The following is a 23,240-nucleotide window of genomic DNA, read 5'->3' as shown; positions in this document are numbered from 1 at the left end:
CTACTTCACCGTTCCGGCCATCGAGAAGATGGGCAGGTACATGGCGATCATGAAGAAGCCGACGGTGCCGCCGAGGAACACCATCATGAGCGGCTCGATCATCGAGGTGAGCGCGGCGACCGCGACGTCGACCTCGTCGTCGTAGAAGTCGGCGATCTTGTTGAGCATGGCGTCCATCGCGCCGGTCGCCTCGCCGACCCCGATCATCTGGACGACCATCGGCGGGAAGACACCCGTCTCGGCGAGCGGCCCGGCGATGTTCTTGCCCTCGGAGATCTTGGCGCGGACGTACAGGATCCCCTTCTCGACGGTCTTGTTGCCCGCGGCCTTTGCGACGATCTCGAGGGCGTCGAGGATCGGGACGCCGGACGAGAGCATCGTGCCGAGGGTGCGCGTGAAGCGCGCCACCGCGACCTTCTTCGCGAGCGGCCCGAACAGCGGCGCCTTCAGCACGGTGTCGTGCCAGATCTCCTGGCCGCGGCCCTTCTTCACCGCCTGCTTGAACGCCACGAACGCTGCGGTGGGAATCCCCAGGAACAGGTACCACTGCGACCGGAAGCCGTACGAGACGTTGATGAGGAACTGGGTCGGCGCCGGGAGGGAACCGCCCATGTCCTTGAACATCTTCTCGAACGTGGGCACCACGAACGCGATGAGGACGACGACCACGCCGATGGCGATCGTGAGCACGATGGCCGGGTAGACCATCGCGCCCTTCACGCGCCGCTTGAGCTTGTCGTTCTTCTCGATGTACGCGCCGAGGCGCTGAAGGATCGTGTCGAGGATGCCGCCGATCTCGCCGGCGCGCACGAGCTGCACGAAGAGCTCGTCGAACGCCTTCGGGTGCTCGGCGAGGGCGTCCGCGAAGGTGGAGCCCGCCTCGACCTTCGACTTCACGGTGAGGAGGATCTTGCGGAACGCCACGTTGTCCGCCTGGTTCCCGATGATGTCCAGGGCCTGCACGAGCGGGAGGCCCGCGTCGATCATGACCGAGAACTGGCGGGTGAAGACGAGGATGTCCTTCGTCGAGACGCCGCCGCCGAAGGAGAGCGAGAGCTCCTTCGGCTTCTTCTTCACCTTGGTCGGCTCGATGCCCATCTGGCGCAGGCGCGCCTCGACGGCACCCGGATCCTGCGCCTCCATCTCGCCGGAGCGGACGTCACCCTGCTTCGTCTTGCCGGACCACCTCCAGACCGCCGCCTTCTCGGCGGCGGCGGTCCTGGTCTTCACGTTCGCGGCTACGGCCTGGGCCATTCCGTTCCTCGCGATGGGAAACCCGCGTCGATCCTAGCTCAAGGGCGTCCGGGGGTCGAATCGCCGCCCGCCGCCGTCACCGGGCCGCTGCGGGCGGCGGGCGCATCCCGCCACCGTTCGAGAGCAGGTTCTTGAGCTCGTCCGGATCGGAGGAGCGCCCCATCGCCTCCTCGAGCGTGATGAGCCGCTTCGCGAACGCCGCCGCGAGGCTCTGGTTGAACGTCTGCATCCCGAACTTCGTCTGGCCGACCTGCATCTGCGAGTAGACCTGGTGGACCTTGTCCTCGCGGATGAGGTTCCGGATCGCCGGGTTCGGCACCATCACCTCGATGATGAGGACGCGCCCCGGCCCGCCCGCCTTCGGGAGCAGGTTCTGGGTGAGCACGCCCTCGAGCACGAACGAGAGCTGCGCGCGGACCTGCGGCTGCTGGTACGGGGGGAACACGTCGAGGATGCGGTTGATGGTCTGGACGGCGGAGTTCGTGTGCAGCGTCGCGAACGCGAGGTGACCGGTCTCGGAGATGACGAGGGCCGCCTCGACGGTCTCGAGGTCGCGCATCTCGCCGACGAGCACGACGTCGGGATCCTGCCGGAGGATGTACTTGAGCGCCTTCTTGAACGACGCCGTGTCCGCCCCCACCTCGCGCTGGTTCACGACGCAGTTCTTGTGGGGGTGGAGGTACTCGATCGGATCCTCGATCGTGATGATGTGCTCGTGGCGCTCGGTGTTGATCTTGTCGATCATCGACGCGAGCGTGGTGGACTTCCCGGAGCCGGTCGGGCCCGTGACGAGGACCAGCCCGCGGGGCTTCTTCGCGAGATCGGCCACGATGGGGGGGAGCCCCAGCTCGGCGAAGGTGAGGATCTTGAACGGGATGGTGCGGAACGCGCCGGCGACCGCGCCGCGCTGCATGAAGACGTTCGCGCGGAACCGCGACAGCCCCTTCACGCCGAACGACAGGTCGAGCTCGTTCTCCTCCTCGAACTTGTGCTTCTGGGCGTCGGTGAGGATCGAGTAGCAGAGCTGCTTCGTGTCCACCGGGGACATCGGCGGCGTCTTGAGCGGGACGAGCTTTCCGTCGATCCGGAGCTGCGGCGGCGAGCCGGTCGTGACGTGGAGGTCGGAGGCCCCCTTCTCGACCATCGCCTTGAGGAGCTGGTGCAGGTTCGCCACGGGATCTCCGGTCCTCGGGTTCGACGCCTAGAACTTGTCCGGCGCGGTGTTGCCGACGGCCTCGGCGAGGGTGGTCACGCCGAGCTTCACCTTCCGGAGCGCGCTCATCCGGAGGGTCTGGAACCCGAGCCGGATCGCCTCCTGCTTGAGCTCCGCCGCCGAGCAGCCCTGGATGACCAGCTCCTTCAGCGGATCCCAGAGCGGCATCACCTCGTAGACGGCGACGCGGCCCTTGTAGCCGCGGTCGTTGCAGGTCTTGCAGCCGCCCGGCTCGAACACCTGGAACGTGCCGATCTCCTCGGCGGTGAACCCCGCGTCGAGCAGCGCCTGGTCCTCGACCTGCGCCGGCTTCTTGCACTCCTGGCACAGGCGGCGGCAGAGCCGCTGCGCGACGATGGCGTTGAGCGACGCGGTGACGAGGAAGGGCTCGATGCCCATGTTGAGGAGGCGCGAGACGGTGCCCGGCGCGTCGTTGGTGTGGAGGGTCGAGAGCACGAGGTGGCCGGTGAGGGCGGCCTTCACGCCGATCTCCGCGGTCTCGAAGTCGCGGATCTCGCCGACCATGATGATGTCGGGGTCCTGGCGGAGGAAGCTGCGGAGGGCGGCCGCGAAGTTCAGGCCGATGTCCTCGTGCATCTGGACCTGGTTGATCCCGAAGAAGTTGAACTCCACCGGGTCCTCGGCGGTGGAGATGTTCCACGCCACCTCGTTCAGCTTGGAGAGCGCCGAGTAGAGCGTCGTGGTCTTGCCGGAGCCCGTCGGGCCGGTGACGAGGACCATGCCGTAGGGCCGGTCGATCGCCTCCATGAAGTCCTTCAGCTGCCCCTCGTCGAAGCCCAGCTTCGTCATGTCGAGCTGGAGGTTCGACTTGTCGAGGAGCCGCATGCAGACCTTCTCGCCGAAGAGCGTCGGGCAGATGGACACGCGGAAGTCCATCTCCTTGCCCTTGCCGAGCTTCAGCTTGATGCGGCCGTCCTGCGGCAGCCGGCGCTCGGAGATGTCGAGCTCCGACATGATCTTGATGCGCGAGATGATGGCGTTCCGGAGCTTCATCGGCGGCTTCATGACCTCGTACAGCACGCCGTCGATGCGGAACCGGACGCGGAAGTCCTTCTCGTAGGGCTCGACGTGGATGTCGGACGCGCCCTTCTTGATCGCGTCGAGGAGGATGAGGTTCACGAGCTTGACGACCGGCGCCTCCTCGGCGCTCTTCTCGAGATCGACGACGTTCGTGTCGTCGCCCTCGGACTCGATGATCGCGACCTCGGAGTCGTCGAACCCCTGCATCACCTCGTCGAGGTCGGGCCCCTTCTCCGCGTAGTAACGCTCGATCGCGTCCCGGATGGCCTGCTCGGACGCGACGACGACCTCGACGTTGTAGCCGGTGAGGAACTTCAGGTCGTCGATGGCGAAGATGTTCGACGGATCGCTCATCGCCACGATGAGCGACGAGCCGGCCCGGTTCACCGGGACGACCTGGTGCTTCTCGGCGGCCGCCTTCGGGACGAGCTTCACGACGTCCGGATCGACGTCGAAGTCCTTGAGGGAGATCGCAGGGACGCCGTACTGCTTCGAGAGGAAGTTCGTGAGGTCGCTCTCGGCGATGGAGCCCTGCTTCACGAGCAGCGAGCCGATGCGTCCGCCGGTCTTGCGCTGCTCCTCCTGGGCCTTCTGGAGCTGCTGCAGGGAGATGAGGTTCTCCCGCACCAGGAGTTCGCCGAGCCGTCCGGACATGAGTGTTTCCCCTCGTCGAGCTGCGGAACAAAGCGACGGCGCGGACGCGCCCGCGGAGCCCATCGACCCTAGCAGCCGGATCGCGAGGGGGTCAAGGAAGGGACCGCCCGGAAGTGCCGGATCTCGCTACCGGAAATGCCGCTCCACGCCTACATCGGAGACAGCCGTCGCCGCTCGCCCGGACCTCGCTCGCGGTGAAGACGCTACCCCGCGCGAAGGCGCTCGCGCGCCGCCGCGACGTCCCGGGCGATCTGGGCGCGGAGCGCCTCGATGGAAGGGAACCGCCGCTCGTCCCGCAGGCGCGCGAGGAACGCGAGCCGGATGGGCGTGCCGTAGAGGTCGCGGCCGTCGAAGTCGAGGAGGTGCGCCTCGGCGACGACGCCCGCGCCGGCCTCCACCGTGGGCTTCACGCCGACGTTGCACACGCCACCGTGGACGGTGCCACCCTCGAGGCCGCGCGGCCCCGCCCTGCCGCCGAGGGTCGCGCGGACCACGTATACGCCGTTCGCCGGGAGCAGCGACGCCGTCTCGACGTTCGCCGTGGCGAACCCGAACCCGCGTCCCCGCCCCGCCCCGCGTGCGACCACGCCATCGACGTCGTACGGGCGCGTGAGCAGCAGCGCGGCGGCCTCGACGTTCCCCTCGAGGAGGAACTCGCGGATCTTCGTCGACGACACGACGAGGCCGTCGGCGGTCACCGGATCGACGACGTGCAGCGAGATCCGGTGCCGCTCGAGCAGCGGCCGGAGCGCGTCGACCCGGGCCCGCTCGCGCCCGGCCGTGAAGTCGTGGCCCACGACGACGTCGGCGACGCCGAGCCGGCCTGCGAGGTCCCGGGCCACGAACTCCGCCGCGGAGGTCGCGGCGTAGCCGCGGTCGAAAGGCTGCACGACCACCGCGTCCACCCCGGACGCGGCGAGCAGCTCCAGCTTCCGGGGCAGCGGGGTCACGAGCGGCGGCGCGAGCTGCGGGCGCAGCACGCGGACGGGGTGCGGCTCGAAGGTGAAGACCCCCGCGTGCGAGATGCGCGACGCGGCCCAGGCGCGCGCCGTCTCGAGCAGCTTCTGGTGCCCGAGGTGGACCCCGTCGAAGTTGCCGATCGCGACCGCGCCGCCGCGGAGCGCGCCGGCGGCGTGGGCCTCGTCCAGGGAGCGGTAGACCTCCATCGCCCGCCGTTCATAGGGCCGCACGGGGCCCGCGTCAATCGCGCGGGCGCGATCGCCGCGGGCGGCGGCGCTCGTCAGAGGAAGCGCCGCCCGAAGGCGCTCGGGAGGAGCGCCCCGAGCGTCGTCTCGACGCGCGCGCCGCGCGCGCCGACGAGCAGCACGGGGAGGTCCGGGCCGGCGAACTCCGCGAGCGTCTGGAGGCACATCCCGCACGGCGGCGTCGGCGGCGTGGTGCCGCTCGCGACGGCGACGGCCTCGAGTCTCCTCGCTCCGGCCGCGACGGCGCCCGCCACCGCGACCCGCTCCGCGCACACCGTGAGCCCGTAGCTCGCGTTCTCCACGTTGCACCCGGAGTGGATCGAGCCGCCCGCGCGCACCGCCGCCCCGACGCGGAAGCGCGAGTACGGCGCGTACGCCCGGCCGCGCGCGGCGCGGGCGGCCGCGGCGAGCGCGGCCGAGCCCTGGTCGCGGGAGCGCCTCATCGCTGCTGGAGGAACCGCGCGACCGCGAGCTCCGCGTCGAGCGGGATCTCCACGAACCGGAGGTGCGCGCCGAACCGCGGCCCCTCGCGCGTGACGCGGAGCACCTCGCACACGGCGCGGACCTCCTCCGGCACGTGGGGCAGGAGGAAGCGCACCTCGAGGCGGCTGCCGACCGGCGGGTGGAGGCCTTCGAAGAAGACGCCTCCCAGCGACAGGTTCCCCGTGTGCGGCTCGAAGGAGCCGCCCAGGGCGGGCTCCCGCACGAGGAGGCTCAGCGGTACCCGCTGGCTGTCGCGTCGGTCCGCCTCCGCGTCGCGCGCGGCCTGCGGCTCCTCGGCGATCGCGCGCGCCGTCGCCGCGAGCCGCCCCTCGCTCCGATCACCCATGGACCACCTCCGCAGCCGAGAGGCTAGCAGCGCGCGCGCCAACCTTTCAACCGGCAGCCCGAGCGAGGAATGCCGTGACGAGGGCGCCGAGCCGATCGCGCGCACGCTCCGCGACGAGCCCGACCTCCGCGTGGGACAGCCGGTGACGGGTGAGCCCCGCCGCGTGGTTCGTCACGACCGAGAGCCCTGCGACGGGCACGCCCATGTGACGCGCCGCGATGACCTCCGGGACGGTCGACATGCCGACGAGATCCGCGCCCATCGCGCGCAGCATCCGGATCTCCGCCGGCGTCTCGTAGGAGGGGCCGAGCAGGCAGGCGTACACGCCCGCGGGGAGCGGCAGGCCGATGGCCGCCGCCGCCTCGTCGAGGAGGGCCGCGAGGCGCGCGTCGTACGGCGCGCTCATGTCCGGGAACCGCGGCCCGAGCCGGTCGTCGTTCTCGCCGACGAGCGGGCTCACGCCGGAGAGGTTCAGGTGATCCGCGATCCGGACGATCTCGCCGGGCGCGTACGCCGGGTTCACGCCGCCCGACGCGTTGGTGACGAGGAGCGCGCGGATCCCCAGCCCGCAGAGCACGCGCGCCCCGAAGGCGACGTCCTCGGCGGACCAGCCCTCGTACGCGTGGACCCGCCCCTGCATGGCGATGACGGGCACCCGCGCGCCGTCGGCGGCCAGCTCGCCGACGACGAGCCGCCCCGGGTGGCCCGCGACGCGGGCCAGCGGGAACCCCGGGATCTGCTCGTACGGGATGACGGTCGCCCCCTCGAGGCGATCCGCGAACCCGGACAGGCCAGAGCCGAGGATGACCCCCGCCGCGGGGGAGAGGTCCGTCTGCCCGCGCACCCACGCGAGCGCGTACGAGAGCCGGGTCCAGAGGTCGGCGCGTCGGGTCATGCCATCCGCTCCAGGACGAGGGGCCGCGCCGGCGGCGGCGTGGCCTCGATCCGGTAGGCCCGCGCGACCCGCGCCGCGATCGCCTCGCGGGGCTCGCTGCGCGGGCCGTGGTGCACGAGACAGAGCGGCTCGCCCGCCGAGACGCGGTCCCCGAGCTTCTTCTCCACGACGAGGCCGACCGCGGGGTCCACGGCGTCCTCGACGCGCGCGCGCCCGGCGCCCAGCGCGACGGCGGCGAGGCCGATGGCCTGCGTGTCGATCGCGGCGACGAAGCCGGATGCGGGCGCCGGCACCGGGTACGTCCCAGCCGCGCGCGGGAGCCGCGCGGGGTCGCGGAGCGCCGCGACGTCGCCGCCCTGCGCCGCGACGATCTGCTCGAGCTTCGCGAGGCCGCGCCCGTCGGCGATGGCCCGCTCGACGGCGACGCGCGCCGCGGCGAGGTCCTTTGCCACGCCTGCGAGGAGCAGCATCTCGGCCGTGAGCTCGATCGTGAGCGCCCGGAGATCGGCCGGGCCGCCGCCGCGGAGCAGCTCGATCGTCTCCACGACCTCCAGCGCGTTCCCGACCGCCCGGCCGAGCGGCTCGTCCATGCGCGTGAGGAGCGCCGTCACCCTCTTCCCCATGCCGCGCCCGATGGCCGCGAGCGTCCGCGCCAGCGCCCGCGCGTCGTCGAGCGACTTCATGAACGCGCCCGAGCCGACCTTCACGTCGAGCACGAGCCCGTCGATCCCCTCCGCGAGCTTCTTCGACATGATCGACCCCGCGATGAGCGGGATCGACTCGACCGTCGCGGTCACGTCGCGCAGCGCGTAAAGCTTCTTGTCGGCGGGCGCGAGCCGCGCCGTCTGCCCGACGAGGCACGCGCCGACGTCGCGCACCAGCGCACGGAACCGCTCGACCGGCAGGTCCACGCGGAACCCGGGGATCGCCTCGAGCTTGTCGAGCGTGCCGCCGGTGTGGCCGAGACCGCGGCCGGAGATCATCGGCACCTTCACGCCGCAGGCGGCCGCGAGCGGGGCGAGGGCGAGGGACACCTTGTCCCCCACGCCCCCCGTCGAGTGCTTGTCGATCTTCGCGCCGGGGACGTCGGAGAGGTCGAGGACGTCGCCGGAGCGGAGCATCGCGTCGGTGAGGGCCCGGACCTCCGCGTCCTCCATCCCGCGGAAGAACACCGCCATGCAGAAGGCGGCCATCTGGTAGTCGGGGATCTCGCCGCGGGTGAACCCGTCGACGAGCGCGGCGACGTCGGCGGGCGGGATGGCCCGCCCGTCCCGCTTCGCTTGAATGATTTCGTACGCGCGCATCAGGCGGCCGTCCGCCCTGAGCGTAGCGACCGCAGGGCGCGGAGTCGAAGGGTCTCGTAGGCGCGCATCGTCCTCCGGGGGACTGGAGGGAGGATCCTACGCCAGCTGCTCCATGAGCTTGTCGTCGATCTCGAAGTTCGCGTGGACGTGCTGGACGTCGTCGAGGTCCTCGAGGGCGTCGACGAGCTTCAGCATCTGCCGGGCCTTGTCGGGATCCTGCAGCTTCACGGTGTCCTTCGCGACGAAGGTCAGCCGGCGCGCGCCGAGCGCGAACTTCCGCGCCTCGAGCGCGGCCGCGACGGCGTGGAGGTCGTTCGGGTGGGTCCGGACCTCGAACCCGTCCGCTCCCTGCGACACGACGTCCTCGGCGCCGCCCTCGATCGCCGCCTCCATCACCTGATCCTCGGTGGGGCCGGGCTTCACCTCGACGACTCCCCGCCGCTCGAAGTTCCAGGCGACCGCCCCCTCGGCCGCCAGGTTGCCGCCGCCCTTCGCGAACGAGGAGCGGACATCGCCCGCGGTGCGGTTCCGGTTGTCGGTGAGGCACTCCACGATCATCGCCACGCCGCCAGGCCCGTAGCCCTCGTAGACCGCCTCCTCGTAGGAGATGCCCTCGAGCTCGCCCGTGCCCTTCTTGATGGCGCGCGTGATGTTGTCGGCGGGCATGTTCGCCTCCTTCGCCAGGTCGATGGCGGCGCGGAGGCGGGCGTTGCCGGCGGGATCGCCGCCGCCCATCCGGGCGGAGACGGTGATCTCCTTGATGAGCTTCGTGAAGAGGTTGCCCTTGGCCGCGCCCTGGGCCTCCTTCTTCCGCTTGATCTTGCTCCAACGGTTGTGGCCGGACATGGGCGGCTCCTCGGGGCGACGGAGCGCGGGGCGGCAGCCGCGGGCTCCCGAGCGGGAGGTAGCACGCGGAACCCGGGTTCTTCAAGGATTCCGCGGGGTGGCGCGCCCCGCGCCGGCGCTCACCAGATGATCGAGTCGACGAGCTCGTCCACCATGTCCGAGAGCCTGTCGATGCCGTGGGACTTCGAGAGGAAGCCGTCCGCGCCGGCCTGCTCGGCGATGGGCGCGAGCTCCTCGTCGGTCTTCGAGCTGAAGAGGATGATCGGGATCTTCTCGGTGTGGAAGTCCTGCTTCAGCACCCGGACGATGTCCTTCCCGGAGATGTCCGGCATCATGAGGTCGGTGAGGATGACCTCGGGCTGGAACTGGTCGAGCTGGGCCTGGAACTCGAGCAGGTTCGAGGCGACCGCGACGCGGTAGCCGCGATCCTCGAGGACGGCCTTCTCCATCTCGAGCGTGATCGCCGAGTCGTCGAGGAGGAGGATGCGCTTCTTCTCGGGCGCCATGTCCGTGAGTCCCTTGTCCGCTCCCGACCGCCGGGTCGTCCGCGCCGCCCTACAGCGCCGCGAGGGCGTACTCCGCCGCGCGGGCGAACGCGCTCCCGTCCTCCGGGATGTCGGGATAGTAACCCAGAAAGGCCTGCCGCTTGCCTGCGGGCCGACGCCGGTACGCCTCGAGCGCGTTGCGGTACGACAGCCGCGCGCGCGCCACGTCGCGCTGCGCCTCGCGGCAACGGCCCTGGTAATAGTGCGCGAGCGTGAGATCGGGATCGAGGAAGAGCGCCCGCGACAGCTCGAGCGCCGCCTCCTCGGCGTCGCCCGCCGAGAGCAGGTGGATGCCGTAGAACAGGTGCGCCTCCGCGCTGAGCGGCTCGAGCGCGAGGGCGGCGACGTAGCTCTCCCGGGCCCGGTCCGGCTGGCGGAGGATGCCGTACAGGTTCGCGAGGGTGAGCCGGACGGAGAGGTCCTCGCCCCCCTTCTCGAGCTGCCGCTCGAGGAGCTCGCGCGCGGCGCCGAACCGCCCGTCGGCGAAGAGGGCGACGGCGCCGTCGAGGTACTCCTGCGGGGCGAGCGGGGGCGCGGGCGCCGGCGTGCCCGGGTAGGCCTGTGGCGGCAGCGGCACCGGCGTGTGCGCCCGCTCGGGCGCCGCGAACGTCACGTGCCGCACCGCCGGCGGCTGCACCGGCATCGGCACGAGGTGGGGCCGCGCGGGGACCGCGGGGAGCGGCGCCGGCGCGCCGAGCCGGCCGGACGTCTCCGGGCGCCGGTACAGGAACGCGCCGGCCACCTCCGTGAGCTCGAACCCCTCGAACAGCCGGAAGAGCGACTCCGAGTAGCCGAGGAACAGGTACCCGCCGGGCGCGAGGGCGTTGTGGAACTGCGTCAGCACGCCCTGCGTGGTCGGCGTGTCGAAGTAGATGATGACGTTCCGGCAGAAGATGATGTCCCAGCCGCCGTCGGCCGGGCGCGGGAAGATCGACGAGACGAGGTTGTGGGGCCGGATCGCCGCGATGAGCCGGCGGAGCCCGGCGCGCACGTGGAAGCGGTCGCCATCGCGATCGAAGTGGCGCGACAGGAACGGCTCGGGGATCTCGCGGACGCGCCGCGGGTCGTAGGTCCCGCGCGCGGCGTGGACGACGGCCTCCGGGTTCAGGTCCGTGGCCAGGATCTCGACGTCCTCCGGCCCGGCGCCCGCCTCGGCGGCGGTCATCGCGATCGAGTACGGCTCCTCCCCGGTCGCGCACCCCGCCGACCAGATCGCGAGCTTGCGGCCGCCGCCCTTCGCGCGGGAGACGAGCCCGGGCAGGATCGCCTCGAGCGCGCGGAACTGGCGCTCGTCGCGGAAGAAGCTGGTCTTCCCGACGGTGACGAGCGGCAGGAGGCGCCGGAGCTCCTCGTCGCCGCCGGGTTCCGACCGGAGCAGCGCGAGGTACGAGGCGGCGTCGTCGATCTCCGGCAGCTCGTCGAGCCGGGCGGTGACGGCGATCCGGAGCGCCGCGTGCCCGTCCTTGCGGATGTGCAGCCCCACCCGCTCCTTGAGGAGCGCCGCGAGGTCGAGGAGGTGCTCGGGCAGGATCGGCTTCACCGCGTCAGCTCCACGAGCAGCCTCGGGATGTCGTCGATGGGGAGGACCCGCTCCGCCGCCCCGAGCTCGATGGCCGCCTTCGGCATGCCGAACACGGCGCTCGTCGCCTCGTCCTGCGCGACCGTGACGCCGCCCGCGTCGCGGATCGCCTTGAGCCCCTCCGCCCCGTCGCGGCCCATCCCGGTGAGCAGCACGCCGCAGCACCGCGCGCCGTAGGCCCGGGCCGCGGAGAGGAAGAGCGGAGTGACGGAGGGCTTGAACGTGTCGACCGGCGGCGCGTCGGAGAGGTGCGCGATCCCCTCGCTCACGACCAGGTGGTGCCCCGTCGGCGCGACGACGACGCGCCCGGGCCGGAGCACCTCTCCGTGCCGCGCCTCGCGGACGTCGAGCCGGCACTCGGTGGCGAGCCAGCTCGCGAGCCCCTCCGTGAACCCGTCCGCGATGTGCTGCACCACCGCGATGGGAGCCGGGAAGTCGGCGGGGAGGCCGCGGAGCAGCGTCGCGAGCGCCCGCGGGCCGCCGAGCGACGCGCCGATGGCGACGAGGTCGGCCCGCCCGGCGGCGCGCGGGGCCGGCGCGCGCCGCTCCCGGAGCCCCCGCAGGTGCCGGATCACCTTCACGCCGGCGAGGAGCCGGAGGCGCGAGCGCAGCAGCGCGCCGTACTCCGCGAGGTTCGTCGTCGCCTGGGGCTTCTCGAGGATGTCGAGCGCGCCGAGCGAGAGCGCGCGGAAGCCCACCGCCTCGGTGGGGTTCGCGGTGAGCACGAGGATCGGGGTGGGCGTGTCCGCCATGATCCGCGCGATGCCCGAGAACCCGTCGGTGTCGGGCATGTTGATGTCCATCGTGATGACGTCGGGCCGCAGCGTCCGGGCGAGCGTCGCGGCCGCCCCGCCGTCCGCCGCGACCGCCACCACCTCGAAGCCCGGCTCCACCGCGATGACGCTCGAGAGCACCTCGCGGAAGAGCTCCGAGTCGTCCGCCACCAGCACGCGGACGGCCCGGTCGTGCGGCAGCGTCATCCGCCCACCCCGCACAGCCGCTCGAGGGTCCCGGCGAGGTTCTCGGCCTCGAGCTCACCCTTCACCATGTACGCGTCGGCGCCGGCGTCCACGCCGCGGCGCCGCTCCTCGGGCGCGGACAGCGACGACATGATCACGATGGGCAGCTTCACGAACCGCGGGGTGGACTTCACGCGGCGGGTGAGATCGATGCCGTCGAGGACGGGCATCTGCACGTCCGAGACGAGCAGGTGGTACTGCCCGCTCTGCAGCTTCTGCCAGCCGTCCTCGCCGTCGACCGCCTCGTCCACCTCGTGCCCGAGGGATCGGAGGAGCGCGGCCTCCGCCTCGCGCGCGATGGCGCTGTCGTCCACGAGCAGGATCCGCAGGCGGCGGCGATCGCGGCCGCGGCTCACCGCAGGCGACGCGAGCCGGCGCGCGGCGGCGACGATGTCCGGCGTCGAGAGCAGGAGCGCCACGCGCCCGTCCTCGAGCGCGGCCGCGCCCGTGACGAAGCGCATCCCCTTCAGGAACTGGCCCGGCGCCTTCACGGCGACCTCGCGCTCCCCGAAGAGCCCGTCGACGACCACTGCGGCGCCCTCGGAGCCGTGGGAGACGTAGGCCACCATCGGCCGCTGCGAGCGCGGCCCGCCGTTCAGCGACAGGAGCGGCCCGAGGGCGACCACCGGCATGAGCCGCCCCCGGTACCGGACCGCCCGGATGCCGGCGACCTCGGTGATCTCCTTCGGATCGAGCCGCCCCACGCTGTCCACGTCCACCGCCGGGATCCCGTAGACGTCGTCGTCGATCCGGACGAGGAGGACCTTCATCAGCGAGAGCGACTGCGGCATCCGCAGCGTGAACTTCGCCCCCTTGCCCGGCTCCGACTCGACCGTGACGGACCCGCCGAGCGAGGTGACGCGCTTGCGGACCACGTCGAGGCCGACGCCGCGCCCGCTCGTCTCGCCCGCCTGCTCTCGGGTCGAGAACCCGGGCATGAAGATGAGGTCGAGCGCGGCCCGGGCGGAGAGGCTCGCGGCCTGCTGCTCGCCGATGATCCCCTTGCGCAGCGCCGCCGCCCGCACCGCGATCGGGCTGACGCCGCGGCCGTCGTCCTCGACCGTCACGGCCAGCAGGTCGCCGTCGGTCCGGGCGGAGATCACGACGCGGCCGGCGCGGGGCTTGCCCGCCCCGAGCCGGTCGGCGGGCGCCTCGATGCCGTGGTCGACGCAGTTGCGGACGAGGTGCACGAGCGGGTCGTTGAGCGAGAGGAGGATCGCCTTGTCGACGCCGGTCTCGGCGCCCTTCACCACGCACTCGACCTCCTTCCCCTGCTCCTTCGCCATGTCGCGGACGGCGCGGGGGAAGCCGGCGAGCACGCCGGAGAGCGGGATGAGCCGCGCCGCGCCGATGCGCTCGGCGAGGACGCCGAACTGCGCGTGGGAGGTCGAGGCCGCCTCGGTCTGGTGGCGCGCGAAGCGGAAGGTGTCCGAGCGGAGCAGGTGGACGTCGCCCTCGATCTGCTCGACGAGGCGCGCGTTCCGCGGATCCCGCACGCGCTCGGCGAGCGCGATCACCCGGTCGGACAGGCGGGCCCACCGCGCGAAGAGGCCGTTCAGGTCCCTGGAGCGCCGGATCGCGCGCGCCCCCTCGACGAGCACGTCGCCGGCGAGCGCCGCGATCTCGTCGAGCCGGTCGACGTCGACGCGGATCGAGGCCGCGGGCCGATCGCCGCGCAGCTCCGCCTTCGGCGCCTCGTCGTGGTGCCCGGCGGGGGCGACCGCCTTCAGGCCCGCGGACGTCTGCGTCGGCTGCTCGGGGCGCGGCGCCGGGGCCGGGGCGGCCGCGGCGGGCTTCTCCGCGGGAGGCGCCGCCGGGGCGGGCGCGCCGCCGACGAGCGCGCGGAGCCGCTCCGCGAGGATCCGGGCCGCGTCGCCGCCGTCCACCGGCGCGTCGAGCATCGGCACGATCGCGTCGCACGCCTTGAGGAGCGCGTCCACCGCGTCGCCCGCGGAAGGGCCTTCCTCGGGGACGCCCTTCAGCAGCTCCTCCGCGGCGTGGACCACGGAGGAGATGCCGACGAAGCCCATCATCCGGGCCTCGCCCTTCAGCGTGTGCAGCTCGCGCGCGAGCTCCTCGCGCACGTCCTTCGTCGCGGCCCCGCGCTCCACCTCGAGGAGCGCGCCCGAGATCTTCTCCACGCGGTCCGCGGTGGTCTCGCGGAAGCGGGGGAGGAGCTTCTGGCGGATCTCTTCGGAGATGCCCATGGGCGCGCGCGGCGACGGAGCGGGTCGTCCTTCGCTAGTCGACCTTGAAGCGCTTCACGAGCTCGGCGAGGCGCTCGGCGAGCTTGGTCAGCTCGGCGGCGGCCCCGGTGGCCTGCTTCGAGCCGGTCTGCGCCTGGCGCGTGACCTCCTCGATCTCGGACATCGACTGGACCACCTGCTCGGTCGCGGTCCGCTGCTGCTGCGTGGCGAGGTGGATCACGCGGGCCGCGTCGCTGGTCTCCTGGATCCCGGTGAGGATGCCGGTGACGCTCGTCATCGCGTGGCCGCCGAGCTTCTCGCCCTCGCCGGCCATCTTCTTGTTGCCGTCCGACGCCTCCTTGGCGGCGTGGGTGGCCTCGCGGATCTCGGTGATGAGGTTCTTGATCTCCTTCGTCGACTCCATGACGTTCTCGGCGAGGCGGCGCATCTCGGCCGCGACGATGGAGAACCCGCGGCCCGCCTCGCCGGCCTTCGCGCCCTCGAGGGCGGCGTTCAGCGCGAGGAGGTCGGAGCGGTCCGCGATCTCGTCGATCACCTCGACGACGGTGCCGATCCGCTCGACGCGCTTCGAGAGCTTCGCGATGGCGTCGTCCACCTCGACGGCGTTGTGGCGGACCTTCTCCATCGAGCCCATGAACGCCTTGATGGCGCCCTCGCCCTGCCGCGCGCCGGTGAGCGTCTGCTCGGCGATGGCCGCCACCATCTGCGCGTTCTCGGCGATCTGGTGGGAGGCGCCCTTCAGCTCCTCCATCGTCGCGGTGGTCTCGTGGATGGCCGAGGCCTGCGCGCTCGTGGACGACTCGTTCTGCGTCGCCGCGGCGAGCACCTCCGCCGAGGACGTCGAGAGCTGGAGCGCCGCCTCGCGGATCTCCGTCACGAACTTCTTCAGCGTCTCCATCACCTGGCCGATGCCGGCGATGAGCGGCGTGAGCGCCTGGTCGGTGACGCCGAGCCGGAGGGTGCCGGAGAGATCGCCCTGGATGACGAGCCGGATCATCGCCTCGATCGCCTCGTCGACGCCCGCGGTGACGACCTCGACGCGCCCCCGCGCGTCCTTGGTCTCGGCGATGACGTGATCGACCGCGGCGTTCGCGGCCTGGGCGACCGCGCGCAGCGCGGGGTCGGCGATCGTCGCGGGGTCGAGCCGGCCGTCGTACCGGCCGTCCGCCACCTCGCGGAGGTACGCCGCGAGGCGCTCGGCGTCGGAGATCCCCGCCGGCGCCTTCTTGCCGTTCTTCGGGGCGCGCGCGGCGGGCTTCTTCTGCGTCTTGACGTCGAGGGGCATGGGGTCGCCTCTGGTTCCTTGGGAGCTAGACACGTGCGGCGGCGCCGGCCTGCTCGCGCACGAGGGTGGGGAGATCGACGAGGAGCATCGGCGCCTCGTCCACGATGACGAAGCCGGTGACCGCGCCCGAGCCGATGCACGCGGCGGCGAACGCCGGCAGCGGGTGGACGTCACCCTCCGGCACGCTGCGGACGCCGATCACCTGGTCCACGACCAGCGTCCGCTCGACGTCCGCGGCGTCGCCCGCGACGACGATCCCGCGCTCGCGGCCCCAGGGCATCCCGAGCGGCGTCTCGACGACGAGGTCGCCCGCCGCGACCTCCCGCACCGAGCCGATGCGGATCGCGTCGTGCACCACCGCGGCGAATACGCGGGCACCGACCTGGAACATGAGGATCTCGCTGGTCGGCTCCGTCACGCGGCGCCGCCCCCGGCGGGCACGGCCCGCGCACGCGCCGTCTCGACGAGGCGCGGCAGGTCGAGGATCGCCACCGCGCCGCCGCGATCGCGCCCGACCGCCGAGAGGAACTCCGCTACGCCGGAGGACTCCGCGGGCGGCGCCTCGAGGGCCCGGCGCGGGATCGAGACGAGGCCCTCGACCGACTCGCTCACCACGGCGACCTTCCACGGGCCGCAGTGCACGATCGCCGCGCGGGTGCTCGCGCGGATGGGGACGGCGGTGTGGCCGACGAGCTGGCCGATGTCGAGCACCGGCAGCACCTCGCCACGGTGCGTGAACACGCCCGGCAGGAACGCTGGCGCGGCGGGCAGGCGCGTGAGCGGTCCGAGCCGCACGACCTCGGTGACGAGCGGCGCCTCGAACGCATAGCGGCCGCCCAGCAGGCGCAGGCAGAAGAACCAGGCTTCGGGGTTCTTCTGCCCGGCCGCGTCGCTCGACTCGGTTGCGGGCTTCGGATCGGCCATCCGGCGCGGGATTATCAGCGAGGCCGGGACGCAGGGGCAAGTCGGTGCTATTTTCTGGCGCCAGAGGTACGACGACTTGAAGGTCCTCATCTGCTGCGACAGCGAGCTCGTGCTCCAGATGACCGGCATGGCGCTGGAGGCCGCCGGCCACCAGGTCCTGCTGGAGCGGGAGCCTCACGCCCTCGTGCCGGAGGTCGCCGGCGCCGCCGCGCTCCTCGTCGACGCGGGCCGCGCCAAGCAGGCCCCGGCGCTGCTGCGCGATCGCGGCTTCACCGGGCGAGCGCTGCTGGTGGGCGAAGGTGCGCAGGAGGAGCTCGCCCGGGCCGCCGCCGAGCTGAAGCTCGACGGCGCGGTCTCCGCCCCCGGGAGCGAGGACTTCCCGAAGCGCTTCACCGCGGCGGTCGAGGGCCGTCGCCGCGTGCTCATCGTCGACGACTCCGAGATCGTGGCGCGGCTGCTCCAGGAGGAGCTCGAGGCGAAGGGCTTCGAGATCCAGTACGCGCCCGACGCGGAGAAGGCGACCTCGATCATCTTGAAGCGTCAGACCCGGCCCGACCTGATCCTCCTCGACATCAACATGCCGAAGGTGGACGGCGGCCAGTTCTGCCGGTTCGTGAAGAAGAACGAGATGTTCAAGTCCATCAAGGTCCTCTTCTGCTCCGGTGAGGAGAAGGAGAAGGTCCAGCGCCTGGTGCAGGAGTGCGGCGCGGACGGCTTCATCTCGAAGGACGAGCTGCTCGGGAAGTGGATCGTCGACAACACCTGAGCGCGAAGCGTCCCGTGCGCCGTGGCCGTGCCCGTACACGTGCCCGGCATCTCCGTTCCCGTCACCCGACTCCCGTGGCCCGTGGCCCGTTCCCGTGAAGCGTCTGGCGTGCCCGACGCGGAGAGGGGTTCGGGGCACGGGTGATCGGGAGGACGGCCCGCGGGCCACGGGAAGCGGTTCACGGGCACGGGGTCGGGCACGTGTACGGGCACGTTTACGGTGTACGGAGCTACAACATCCCCGGGCTCCCCTCCCCCTCCGCGCAGACCAGGTTCTCCGCGACGTCCGGCCCCTCGGGATCGACCCGCACCGCCGCCGCCGGGCAGCGCGGCGCGATCCCGCCCGCGCCGAAGCTCGACGCGATCGCTCCGGCGGGATCGACGAGCAGCACCTCCGGCGCGTGGTCGTTCGCGAGGCCGCCGGCGAGCGCGGTCGTCCCGCAGGTCGCGAGGGCCGTGCCGGCCGGGAGCGCGTAGCGGCCGTCGTACGCGCCGCCGACGACGAGCGCGACGCCGCCGGACGGCACCGGATCCGCGGGCGGGACGACGGCGCAGCTCGCGAGCGCGCCGGTCGCCGTGCGCTTCGCGAGCCGGTACCCCGCGAGCTCGAGCGGGCCGGGGCCGAGGTTCGCGACCTCGACGTACTCGCCCCCGGCCTCCGGCGTCGCGGCGTCCGCGCGCACCTCGGTGAGCACGGGCCGCGGCGGCGGGCCAGGGAGCGCCCCGGTCTCGAACGTCGACACGGTGGCGCGCCGGCGCCCCTCCGCGTCGAGCACGGGACGCCCGTCGGCGGCGAGCGCGCGCGACGAGAGCACGAGCGCGTACGCGGTGTGCGCGCGCAGCGGGGCGCGCGGCCGGAGCGCCGCGCGGAGGCCGCCGTCCTCCAGCGTCGCGTCGACCGGCACCGCCGCCGCGAGCGCGCCGGCGCCAGCCTCCGACTCGACCGCGGAGAGCGCGTCGGCGGCGGCCGCCGCCGGCGCGAGCACGAGGCGCGCGGCGTCGAGGAGGCCCTCGGCGCCGACGGGCGCGCTGAAGGTCACGGCGACGCCGGGCTGCTCCGGCGGTACGCCCGGGCCCGTGGGCACCACCGCCACGACACGGGCGTACGGCGCGGGCTCGGGCGCGCCGCACGCGGACCCGCACGCGACGGCGATCGCGACGCTCGCGCCGGCCGCCCTCATCGCCCGCCCTCCCGCGGCGCCCCGGTGAGCGCGTCGAGCTCCGCCCCGAGCCGCGCGATCTCGAGCTCGGCCTGCGCCCGCGCGAGCGGATCCTCCGGCGGCGCGAGGAGCAGGGCGACGCGGAGCCGGCGCCGCTCGAAGTAGATCACCGTCGCCCGCTGCACGGCCTCCGTCGCGCGCCGCGCCCGCGCGGCGGCTGCGGTCGCCGCCGCGATCTCGCCGCGGTGGGCGACCAGATCCGCGAGCGTCCAGGTCGCCCGCACCAGGACGGTGGTGCCAGGGGTGAGCCGCAGGTAGTCCACCTCGCCCGCGCTCTGCAGGCCGACCGTGCGGTTCGACTGCTCGTCGTGCCGGACCTCGGCGGTGATCCGCGGCAGCAGCGCCGAGAGGCGGGCGCGCCCGGGCCACCCGTCCAGCTCCGCCGCGCCGCGGAGCGCCTCGCGCGCGGCGGCGGCCTGGACCGAGGCGACGTCGGGATCTCCGGCGGCGGCGACCGCGAGCGCACGGAGGGCTACGCGGTCGGCCGGCTGCGGCGGGGGCTCCGGGGGGTGGGTCGGCGTGGACGGGGCCGGCGCGGCGAGCACCGCGGCGACGAGGAGCGCGGGGACGGTCATGCGCACGCGCGGGAGCAGCGGGCGCGCCACCGGGACCCGTCCCGATTCCGCGCGGTTGCGTCGGCTCGCGGGTCGCGGCGCGCCCGGCCGGCCCGCGCGCCGGCCGCGCGACACGCGGCGCGGCTCGTGCCGGGGGGGCGCGACCCCCGGGGCGCGACGGACCCACCGCCCGGCGCGCGCCCGGCACGCACGCCGCGGGGCGCGAGCACGCCGGTGGGCATACGAAGAGTGAGAACGGCCGCCGTCTCCGGCGGTCCGGGGTGCCGTCCACGCCCGGATCCCGGGCGAAAACCGTGACCGGGTCACCAGCCCCCGGCCGCCGACCTGCACCCACATCGCCCGTCCGCCGCCGGACGCCCCGACTGGTGCTTCGCTTGCAGAAGCGGCCTCCGCACCGGCGGAGGGAAAACGATGGACCGGAAGAAGATCCTGCTCGTCGACGACTCGAGCACCGTGCTGCTCATGGAGCGGATGATCCTCTCCAAGAGCGCCTACGACGTCGTGACGGCCAAGGACGGGCTGGAGGGGGTCGAGAAGGCCCTCGCCGAGCGCCCCGACCTCATCCTGATGGACGTCGTGATGCCGCGGATGGACGGCTTCGAGGCCTGCCGGAAGCTGCGCGAGGCGGAGGAGACCGCGTCGATCCCGGTCATCATGGTCACGACGCGCGGCGAGCTCGCGAGCGTCGAGACCGGGTACGCGAGCGGCTGCAACGACTACGTGACGAAGCCCATCAACGGCCTCGAGCTGCTCGCCAAGGTGCGCAGCTGCCTCGGCCAGTAGCCCCGGAGGAGCCATGGCCTCGGATCCCCGCGCGCCGGCCTCGGCGGAGCCCACCTCCGCCGAGAAGCCCGGCCGCGATCTCCAGAAGGTGAACGAGCGGCTCCGCGAGCTGGTCGCGTCGCTTCGGACGGAGAAGGATCGGCTGAGCGAGTCCCGCGCCGTCGCGGCGGCCACGCCGGTCCCGGCGACGATGCCCGCCGCCGCCGCCCCGGACCCCGCAGCCGTCGATCTCGAGAAGAAGCGGCTCCTGGCGGAGCTCGCCCTCGCCCGCGAGGCGGTGGACCACGCGACGGCCGAGCGCGAACGGCTCCGCGAGCGGCTCGCCGAGATCGAGGCGGAGAACCAGCGCATCTGCGACGAGTACGTCCAGGTCGAGGAGAAGAGCGCGGAGGTCGCGCAGCTGTTCGTCGCGCTGGACCGCCTCCACGGAGCCGTCTCCCGCGCGGACGTCCTCACCGCCCTCCAGGAGATCGTCATCAACCTGATCGGGACGGAGGAGTTCGCCGTGTTCGAGGTCCGCGGCGACCGGCTCGTGGTCGTCCGCTCGTTCGGCGTCGACCCGGAGCCCATCCGCGAGATCGCGCTCGGCGCCGGCGCGATCGGCCGCGCGGCGGCGACGGGCACGCTGTACGTCGCGGGCCGCGAGGGCAAGCCCGCGCCCGAGGACCGCGACCTCACCGCCGTCGTCCCGCTGAAGGTGGACGGCCGCGTGCACGGCGCCGTCGCGATCTTCCGCCTGCTCGGGCACAAGCCCGTGCTCGGCGACTCGGACCAGGCCGTGTTCGATCTGCTCTCGACCCACGCGGGGATCGCGCTGCACCTGCGCGCGGGCGACGAGCGGACGGCGGCCGCGGGGTAGGCGTGGCGCGACCGCCCGTCACCGCAGCGGACCGCGCGTCCGGGCCGGCCCTCATCGGCGCGCCGGACAGCGGCGATCGCGCGCAGATCTACCTGCACGCGGGCCAGCTCGCGGTCGCGGCGCGCCCGACGGCGGTCACGACGATCCTCGGCTCGTGCGTGTCGGTCTGCCTGTACGATCCGGTGGCGAAGGTCGGCGGCGTGAACCACTTCCTGCTGCCGCTCCACGTCGAGCGGGAGCGGTCGCCGCGCTTCGGGACGGTGGCCGTCCCGCAGCTCGTCGAGGAGGTCGTCCGCGCCGGCGCGTCGCGCGGCGCGCTCGTCGCGAAGGTGTTCGGCGGCGCGAGCGTCATCGGCGCGTTCCGCACCTCGCGGAACCTCGGCGAGGAGAACGCGGTGCTCGCGCTCCGCCTCCTCGAGGAGGCCCGGATCCCGGTGCTCGACCGGGACGTGGGCGGCACCAAGGGCCGGAAGCTCATCTTCCACGTGGACGACGGGACCGCCTGGGTCCGGCAGCTGTAGGAGGGTCGATGGACGAGTTCGAGATCGATCGGGAAGCCCTGCTCGCGACCTTCCTCGCCGAGGCCGAGGAGATCCTCGCGCGGATGGAGCAGACGCTGGTCCGCCTCGAGCGGGCGCCCGGCGACGAGGCGCTGCTGAACGCGCTCTTCCGCGACGCCCACACGATCAAGGGATCGTCCTCGCTCGTCGCCTTCGACGTCGTCCGCGACGTGGCGCACGACCTGGAGGACGTCCTCGAGCGGCTCCGGAAGAAGACGCTCGGCGTGACGGACGTGCTGGTCACGCTCCTGCTCCGCTCCGTCGACGTGCTCCGGGACGCGCTGTCGGAGGCCGCCGGCGGCGCCACCGCGCCGTCGGCCGCCATCGCCGCGTTCCGGGCGGAGCTCGCCTCCGCCGCCGGCGCGGCCGGCGCCGCGCCCGGGACGGCCGCCGACGCCCCGGATCGCCCCGCGCAGGCCTCCGGCGCGGACGGCGCGGACCCCGCGCTGCACCCGCTCGCGTCCTCCCGCACGCTGCGCGTCGACGTCTCGAAGCTCGACCGGATGCTGAACCTCTCCGGCGAGATCGCCATCGCGCGCGGGCGCCTCACCGAGATGCTCGAGCGGCGCGCGAACGTCACGCTGGACGACGTGCTGTCGGCGCACCGCGAGGCGGACCGGCTCTACCTGGACCTGCAGGAGCTCATCATGAAGGCCCGGATGGTGCCGATCGGGCCGACGTTCCACCAGCACGTCCGGACCGTCCGCGACCTCGCGACGGCGCAGGGCAAGCAGGCGCGCCTCGTGGTCGAGGGCGAGGACGTCGAGGTGGACACCGCCGTCATCGAGCACATCCGCGATCCGCTGATGCACATGGTCCGCAATGCGCTCGACCACGGCATCGAGTCGCCCGGGGCGCGCCGCGCCGCGGGCAAGGATCCCGAGGGGACGCTCGTGCTCCGCGCGTACCACGAGGCGGGCAGCATGGTGATCCAGGTGATCGACGACGGGGCCGGGCTCGACCGCCGGCGCATCGCGGAGAAGGCGGTCGCGCAGGGGCACGCGAGCGACCCCGGCCGCGTCACCGACGAGGACGTGGCGCGGCTCGTGTTCGAGCCGGGCTTCTCCACCGCCGAGGCGGTGACCGACCTCTCCGGGCGCGGCGTCGGCATGGACGTCGTGCGCCGCAACGTCGAGGCGCTCCGCGGCTCGGTGGGCATCGAGAGCGCGCCCGGCCGGGGCGCCGCGATCACGATCCGCGTGCCGCTCACGCTCGCGATCATCCAGGGGTTCCGCGTCGGCGTCGGGGGCGAGACGTACATCCTGCCGCTCGACGCCGTCGTGGAGTGCCTCGAGCTGCCGCTGGAGGAGACCGCCGCGGCGACGCCCTGGGGCGTCATCAACGTCCGCGGCAAGCCCCTGCCGTACCTGCGGCTCCGCGATCACTTCCACGTCGGCGGAGAGCGGTCCCGCCGCGAGAACGTCGTCATCGTCCAGCACGGGACGCAGGCCGCGGGCGTCGCGGTCGACGAGCTGCACGGCGAGAGCTCGACGGTGATCAAGCCGCTCGGCGGCCTGTTCAAGGGCATCCCCGGGGTGGCGGGGTCGTCCATCCTCGGGAACGGCCGCGTGGCGCTCATCCTCGACGTGGCGGGGCTCCTCAGGGAGACCTTGAAGCGGTACGCGGCGCAGGCCGCGGCGGCGTAGACCGAACCGAACACCCCGCGGGCGCCCGTGAA

At 73.1% G+C, this 23,240-nt stretch carries 23 protein-coding genes; 5 read left to right on the top strand and 18 right to left on the bottom strand.

All coding sequences use genetic code 11. The features are described from left to right. The 16 genes from AMOR_RS16430 to AMOR_RS16355 form a co-directional block, all read right to left on the bottom strand. Positions 1–1,254: a type II secretion system F family protein gene (locus tag AMOR_RS16430; RefSeq protein ID WP_248352637.1), complete on the bottom strand. Its 1,254-nt coding sequence runs from the start codon at positions 1,252–1,254 to the stop codon at positions 1–3. Between the two features lie 76 nt (positions 1,255–1,330). After that, entirely contained in the window at positions 1,331–2,428 is a 1,098-nt protein-coding gene (locus AMOR_RS16425; protein ID WP_248352636.1) for a type IV pilus twitching motility protein PilT, read from the bottom strand. A gap of 27 nt (positions 2,429–2,455) precedes the next feature. Next, a complete protein-coding gene (gene pilB, locus AMOR_RS16420) occupies positions 2,456–4,162 on the bottom strand; it encodes a type IV-A pilus assembly ATPase PilB (protein ID WP_248352635.1) in 1,707 nt (568 codons plus the stop codon). A 203-nt stretch (positions 4,163–4,365) separates the two neighbouring features. Beyond that, the gene (gene ribF, locus AMOR_RS16415; RefSeq protein WP_248352634.1) at positions 4,366–5,328 is read right to left on the bottom strand and encodes a riboflavin biosynthesis protein RibF; all 963 of its coding nucleotides are present in this window, start codon (positions 5,326–5,328) and stop codon (positions 4,366–4,368) included. A 74-nt stretch (positions 5,329–5,402) separates the two neighbouring features. After that, the gene (locus tag AMOR_RS16410; RefSeq protein WP_248352633.1) at positions 5,403–5,810 is read right to left on the bottom strand and encodes a cytidine deaminase; all 408 of its coding nucleotides are present in this window, start codon (positions 5,808–5,810) and stop codon (positions 5,403–5,405) included. Next, on the bottom strand, positions 5,807–6,196 hold the full coding sequence (locus AMOR_RS16405) for a PilZ domain-containing protein (RefSeq protein WP_248352632.1): 390 nt from the start codon (positions 6,194–6,196) through the stop codon (positions 5,807–5,809). The genes AMOR_RS16410 and AMOR_RS16405 overlap by 4 nt, the downstream gene beginning before the upstream one ends. 46 nt (positions 6,197–6,242) lie before the next feature. Continuing rightward, positions 6,243–7,091, bottom strand: coding sequence for a purine-nucleoside phosphorylase (locus AMOR_RS16400; RefSeq protein ID WP_248352631.1), 849 nt, complete (start codon positions 7,089–7,091; stop codon positions 6,243–6,245). Further along, on the bottom strand, positions 7,088–8,395 hold the full coding sequence (locus AMOR_RS16395; RefSeq protein WP_248352630.1) for a thymidine phosphorylase: 1,308 nt from the start codon (positions 8,393–8,395) through the stop codon (positions 7,088–7,090). Before AMOR_RS16395 ends, AMOR_RS16400 begins: the two co-directional genes overlap by 4 nt. A 96-nt stretch (positions 8,396–8,491) precedes the next feature. After that, entirely contained in the window at positions 8,492–9,241 is a 750-nt protein-coding gene (locus AMOR_RS16390) for a YebC/PmpR family DNA-binding transcriptional regulator (protein WP_248352629.1), read from the bottom strand. A 119-nt stretch (positions 9,242–9,360) separates the two neighbouring features. Then, on the bottom strand, positions 9,361–9,747 hold the full coding sequence (locus AMOR_RS16385; protein WP_248352628.1) for a response regulator: 387 nt from the start codon (positions 9,745–9,747) through the stop codon (positions 9,361–9,363). A gap of 49 nt (positions 9,748–9,796) precedes the next feature. Then, positions 9,797–11,326 (bottom strand): CheR family methyltransferase, encoded by a 1,530-nt coding sequence (locus AMOR_RS16380; RefSeq protein WP_248352627.1) that lies wholly within the window; start codon positions 11,324–11,326, stop codon positions 9,797–9,799. Then, complete coding sequence (gene cheB, locus AMOR_RS16375; RefSeq protein WP_248352626.1) at positions 11,323–12,345, bottom strand: chemotaxis-specific protein-glutamate methyltransferase CheB; 1,023 nt, start codon at positions 12,343–12,345, stop codon at positions 11,323–11,325. Before cheB ends, AMOR_RS16380 begins: the two co-directional genes overlap by 4 nt. Then, positions 12,342–14,591, bottom strand: coding sequence for a hybrid sensor histidine kinase/response regulator (locus AMOR_RS16370; RefSeq protein ID WP_248352625.1), 2,250 nt, complete (start codon positions 14,589–14,591; stop codon positions 12,342–12,344). Before AMOR_RS16370 ends, cheB begins: the two co-directional genes overlap by 4 nt. A 34-nt stretch (positions 14,592–14,625) precedes the next feature. Then, the gene (locus AMOR_RS16365; RefSeq protein ID WP_248352624.1) at positions 14,626–15,876 is read right to left on the bottom strand and encodes a methyl-accepting chemotaxis protein; all 1,251 of its coding nucleotides are present in this window, start codon (positions 15,874–15,876) and stop codon (positions 14,626–14,628) included. A 25-nt stretch (positions 15,877–15,901) separates the two neighbouring features. Beyond that, positions 15,902–16,294 (bottom strand): chemotaxis protein CheW, encoded by a 393-nt coding sequence (locus AMOR_RS16360; protein ID WP_248352623.1) that lies wholly within the window; start codon positions 16,292–16,294, stop codon positions 15,902–15,904. Beyond that, positions 16,291–16,800, bottom strand: a complete 510-nt coding sequence (locus tag AMOR_RS16355) for a chemotaxis protein CheW (protein WP_248352622.1) — start codon at positions 16,798–16,800, stop codon at positions 16,291–16,293. The genes AMOR_RS16360 and AMOR_RS16355 overlap by 4 nt, the downstream gene beginning before the upstream one ends. Before the next feature lie 76 nt (positions 16,801–16,876). On the opposite strand from AMOR_RS16355, the gene AMOR_RS16350 reads away from it, so the two are divergent. Continuing rightward, positions 16,877–17,566, top strand: a complete 690-nt coding sequence (locus AMOR_RS16350) for a response regulator (RefSeq protein ID WP_248352621.1) — start codon at positions 16,877–16,879, stop codon at positions 17,564–17,566. A 229-nt stretch (positions 17,567–17,795) separates the two neighbouring features. Here the strand turns inward: AMOR_RS16350 and AMOR_RS16345 are convergent, their stop codons facing one another. After that, entirely contained in the window at positions 17,796–18,746 is a 951-nt protein-coding gene (locus tag AMOR_RS16345; protein WP_248352620.1) for a lamin tail domain-containing protein, read from the bottom strand. Next, positions 18,743–19,360, bottom strand: a complete 618-nt coding sequence (locus AMOR_RS16340) for a hypothetical protein (protein WP_248352619.1) — start codon at positions 19,358–19,360, stop codon at positions 18,743–18,745. The genes AMOR_RS16345 and AMOR_RS16340 overlap by 4 nt, the downstream gene beginning before the upstream one ends. Before the next feature lie 411 nt (positions 19,361–19,771). Here AMOR_RS16340 and AMOR_RS16335 point away from each other — a divergent pair, with 411 nt between their 5' ends. The 4 genes from AMOR_RS16335 to AMOR_RS16320 are packed head-to-tail and all read left to right on the top strand — an operon-like array spanning position 19,772 to position 23,208. Continuing rightward, a complete protein-coding gene (locus tag AMOR_RS16335) occupies positions 19,772–20,143 on the top strand; it encodes a response regulator (protein WP_248352618.1) in 372 nt (123 codons plus the stop codon). A 13-nt stretch (positions 20,144–20,156) separates the two neighbouring features. After that, the gene (locus AMOR_RS16330) at positions 20,157–21,002 is read left to right on the top strand and encodes a GAF domain-containing protein (protein ID WP_248352617.1); all 846 of its coding nucleotides are present in this window, start codon (positions 20,157–20,159) and stop codon (positions 21,000–21,002) included. Between the two features lie 2 nt (positions 21,003–21,004). Beyond that, positions 21,005–21,523 carry a chemotaxis protein CheD gene (locus tag AMOR_RS16325; RefSeq protein ID WP_404800901.1) on the top strand — a complete coding sequence of 173 codons (519 nt, stop codon included), beginning with the start codon at positions 21,005–21,007 and terminating at the stop codon, positions 21,521–21,523. Between the two features lie 8 nt (positions 21,524–21,531). After that, entirely contained in the window at positions 21,532–23,208 is a 1,677-nt protein-coding gene (locus tag AMOR_RS16320) for a chemotaxis protein CheA (protein ID WP_248352616.1), read from the top strand. Positions 23,209–23,240 lie beyond the last annotated feature (32 nt).

It is taken from the genome of Anaeromyxobacter oryzae, from assembly GCF_023169945.1.
GTDB classification, from domain to species: Bacteria; Myxococcota; Myxococcia; order Myxococcales; family Anaeromyxobacteraceae; genus Anaeromyxobacter; species Anaeromyxobacter oryzae.
The sequence above is the reverse complement of the archived record's forward strand: the minus strand, read 5'-3'. Positions and strand labels throughout refer to the sequence as shown.

Bases quoted from the DNA above. Each gene is read 5' to 3' on its own strand.
- AMOR_RS16430 (WP_248352637.1), bottom strand. From the start codon at position 1,254: ATGGCCCAGGCCGTAGCCGCGAACGTGAAGACCAGGACCGCCGCCGCC.
- pilB (WP_248352635.1), bottom strand. From the start codon at position 4,162: ATGTCCGGACGGCTCGGCGAACTCCTGGTGCGGGAGAACCTCATCTCC.
- ribF (WP_248352634.1), bottom strand. From the start codon at position 5,328: ATGGAGGTCTACCGCTCCCTGGACGAGGCCCACGCCGCCGGCGCGCTC.
- AMOR_RS16410 (WP_248352633.1), bottom strand. From the start codon at position 5,810: ATGAGGCGCTCCCGCGACCAGGGCTCGGCCGCGCTCGCCGCGGCCGCC.
- AMOR_RS16405 (WP_248352632.1), bottom strand. From the start codon at position 6,196: ATGGGTGATCGGAGCGAGGGGCGGCTCGCGGCGACGGCGCGCGCGATC.
- AMOR_RS16400 (WP_248352631.1), bottom strand. From the start codon at position 7,091: ATGACCCGACGCGCCGACCTCTGGACCCGGCTCTCGTACGCGCTCGCG.
- AMOR_RS16395 (WP_248352630.1), bottom strand. From the start codon at position 8,395: ATGCGCGCGTACGAAATCATTCAAGCGAAGCGGGACGGGCGGGCCATC.
- AMOR_RS16390 (WP_248352629.1), bottom strand. From the start codon at position 9,241: ATGTCCGGCCACAACCGTTGGAGCAAGATCAAGCGGAAGAAGGAGGCC.
- AMOR_RS16385 (WP_248352628.1), bottom strand. From the start codon at position 9,747: ATGGCGCCCGAGAAGAAGCGCATCCTCCTCCTCGACGACTCGGCGATC.
- cheB (WP_248352626.1), bottom strand. From the start codon at position 12,345: ATGACGCTGCCGCACGACCGGGCCGTCCGCGTGCTGGTGGCGGACGAC.
- AMOR_RS16370 (WP_248352625.1), bottom strand. From the start codon at position 14,591: ATGGGCATCTCCGAAGAGATCCGCCAGAAGCTCCTCCCCCGCTTCCGC.
- AMOR_RS16365 (WP_248352624.1), bottom strand. From the start codon at position 15,876: ATGCCCCTCGACGTCAAGACGCAGAAGAAGCCCGCCGCGCGCGCCCCG.
- AMOR_RS16355 (WP_248352622.1), bottom strand. From the start codon at position 16,800: ATGGCCGATCCGAAGCCCGCAACCGAGTCGAGCGACGCGGCCGGGCAG.
- AMOR_RS16345 (WP_248352620.1), bottom strand. From the start codon at position 18,746: ATGAGGGCGGCCGGCGCGAGCGTCGCGATCGCCGTCGCGTGCGGGTCC.
- AMOR_RS16340 (WP_248352619.1), bottom strand. From the start codon at position 19,360: ATGACCGTCCCCGCGCTCCTCGTCGCCGCGGTGCTCGCCGCGCCGGCC.
- AMOR_RS16335 (WP_248352618.1), top strand. From the start codon at position 19,772: ATGGACCGGAAGAAGATCCTGCTCGTCGACGACTCGAGCACCGTGCTG.
- AMOR_RS16330 (WP_248352617.1), top strand. From the start codon at position 20,157: ATGGCCTCGGATCCCCGCGCGCCGGCCTCGGCGGAGCCCACCTCCGCC.
- AMOR_RS16320 (WP_248352616.1), top strand. From the start codon at position 21,532: ATGGACGAGTTCGAGATCGATCGGGAAGCCCTGCTCGCGACCTTCCTC.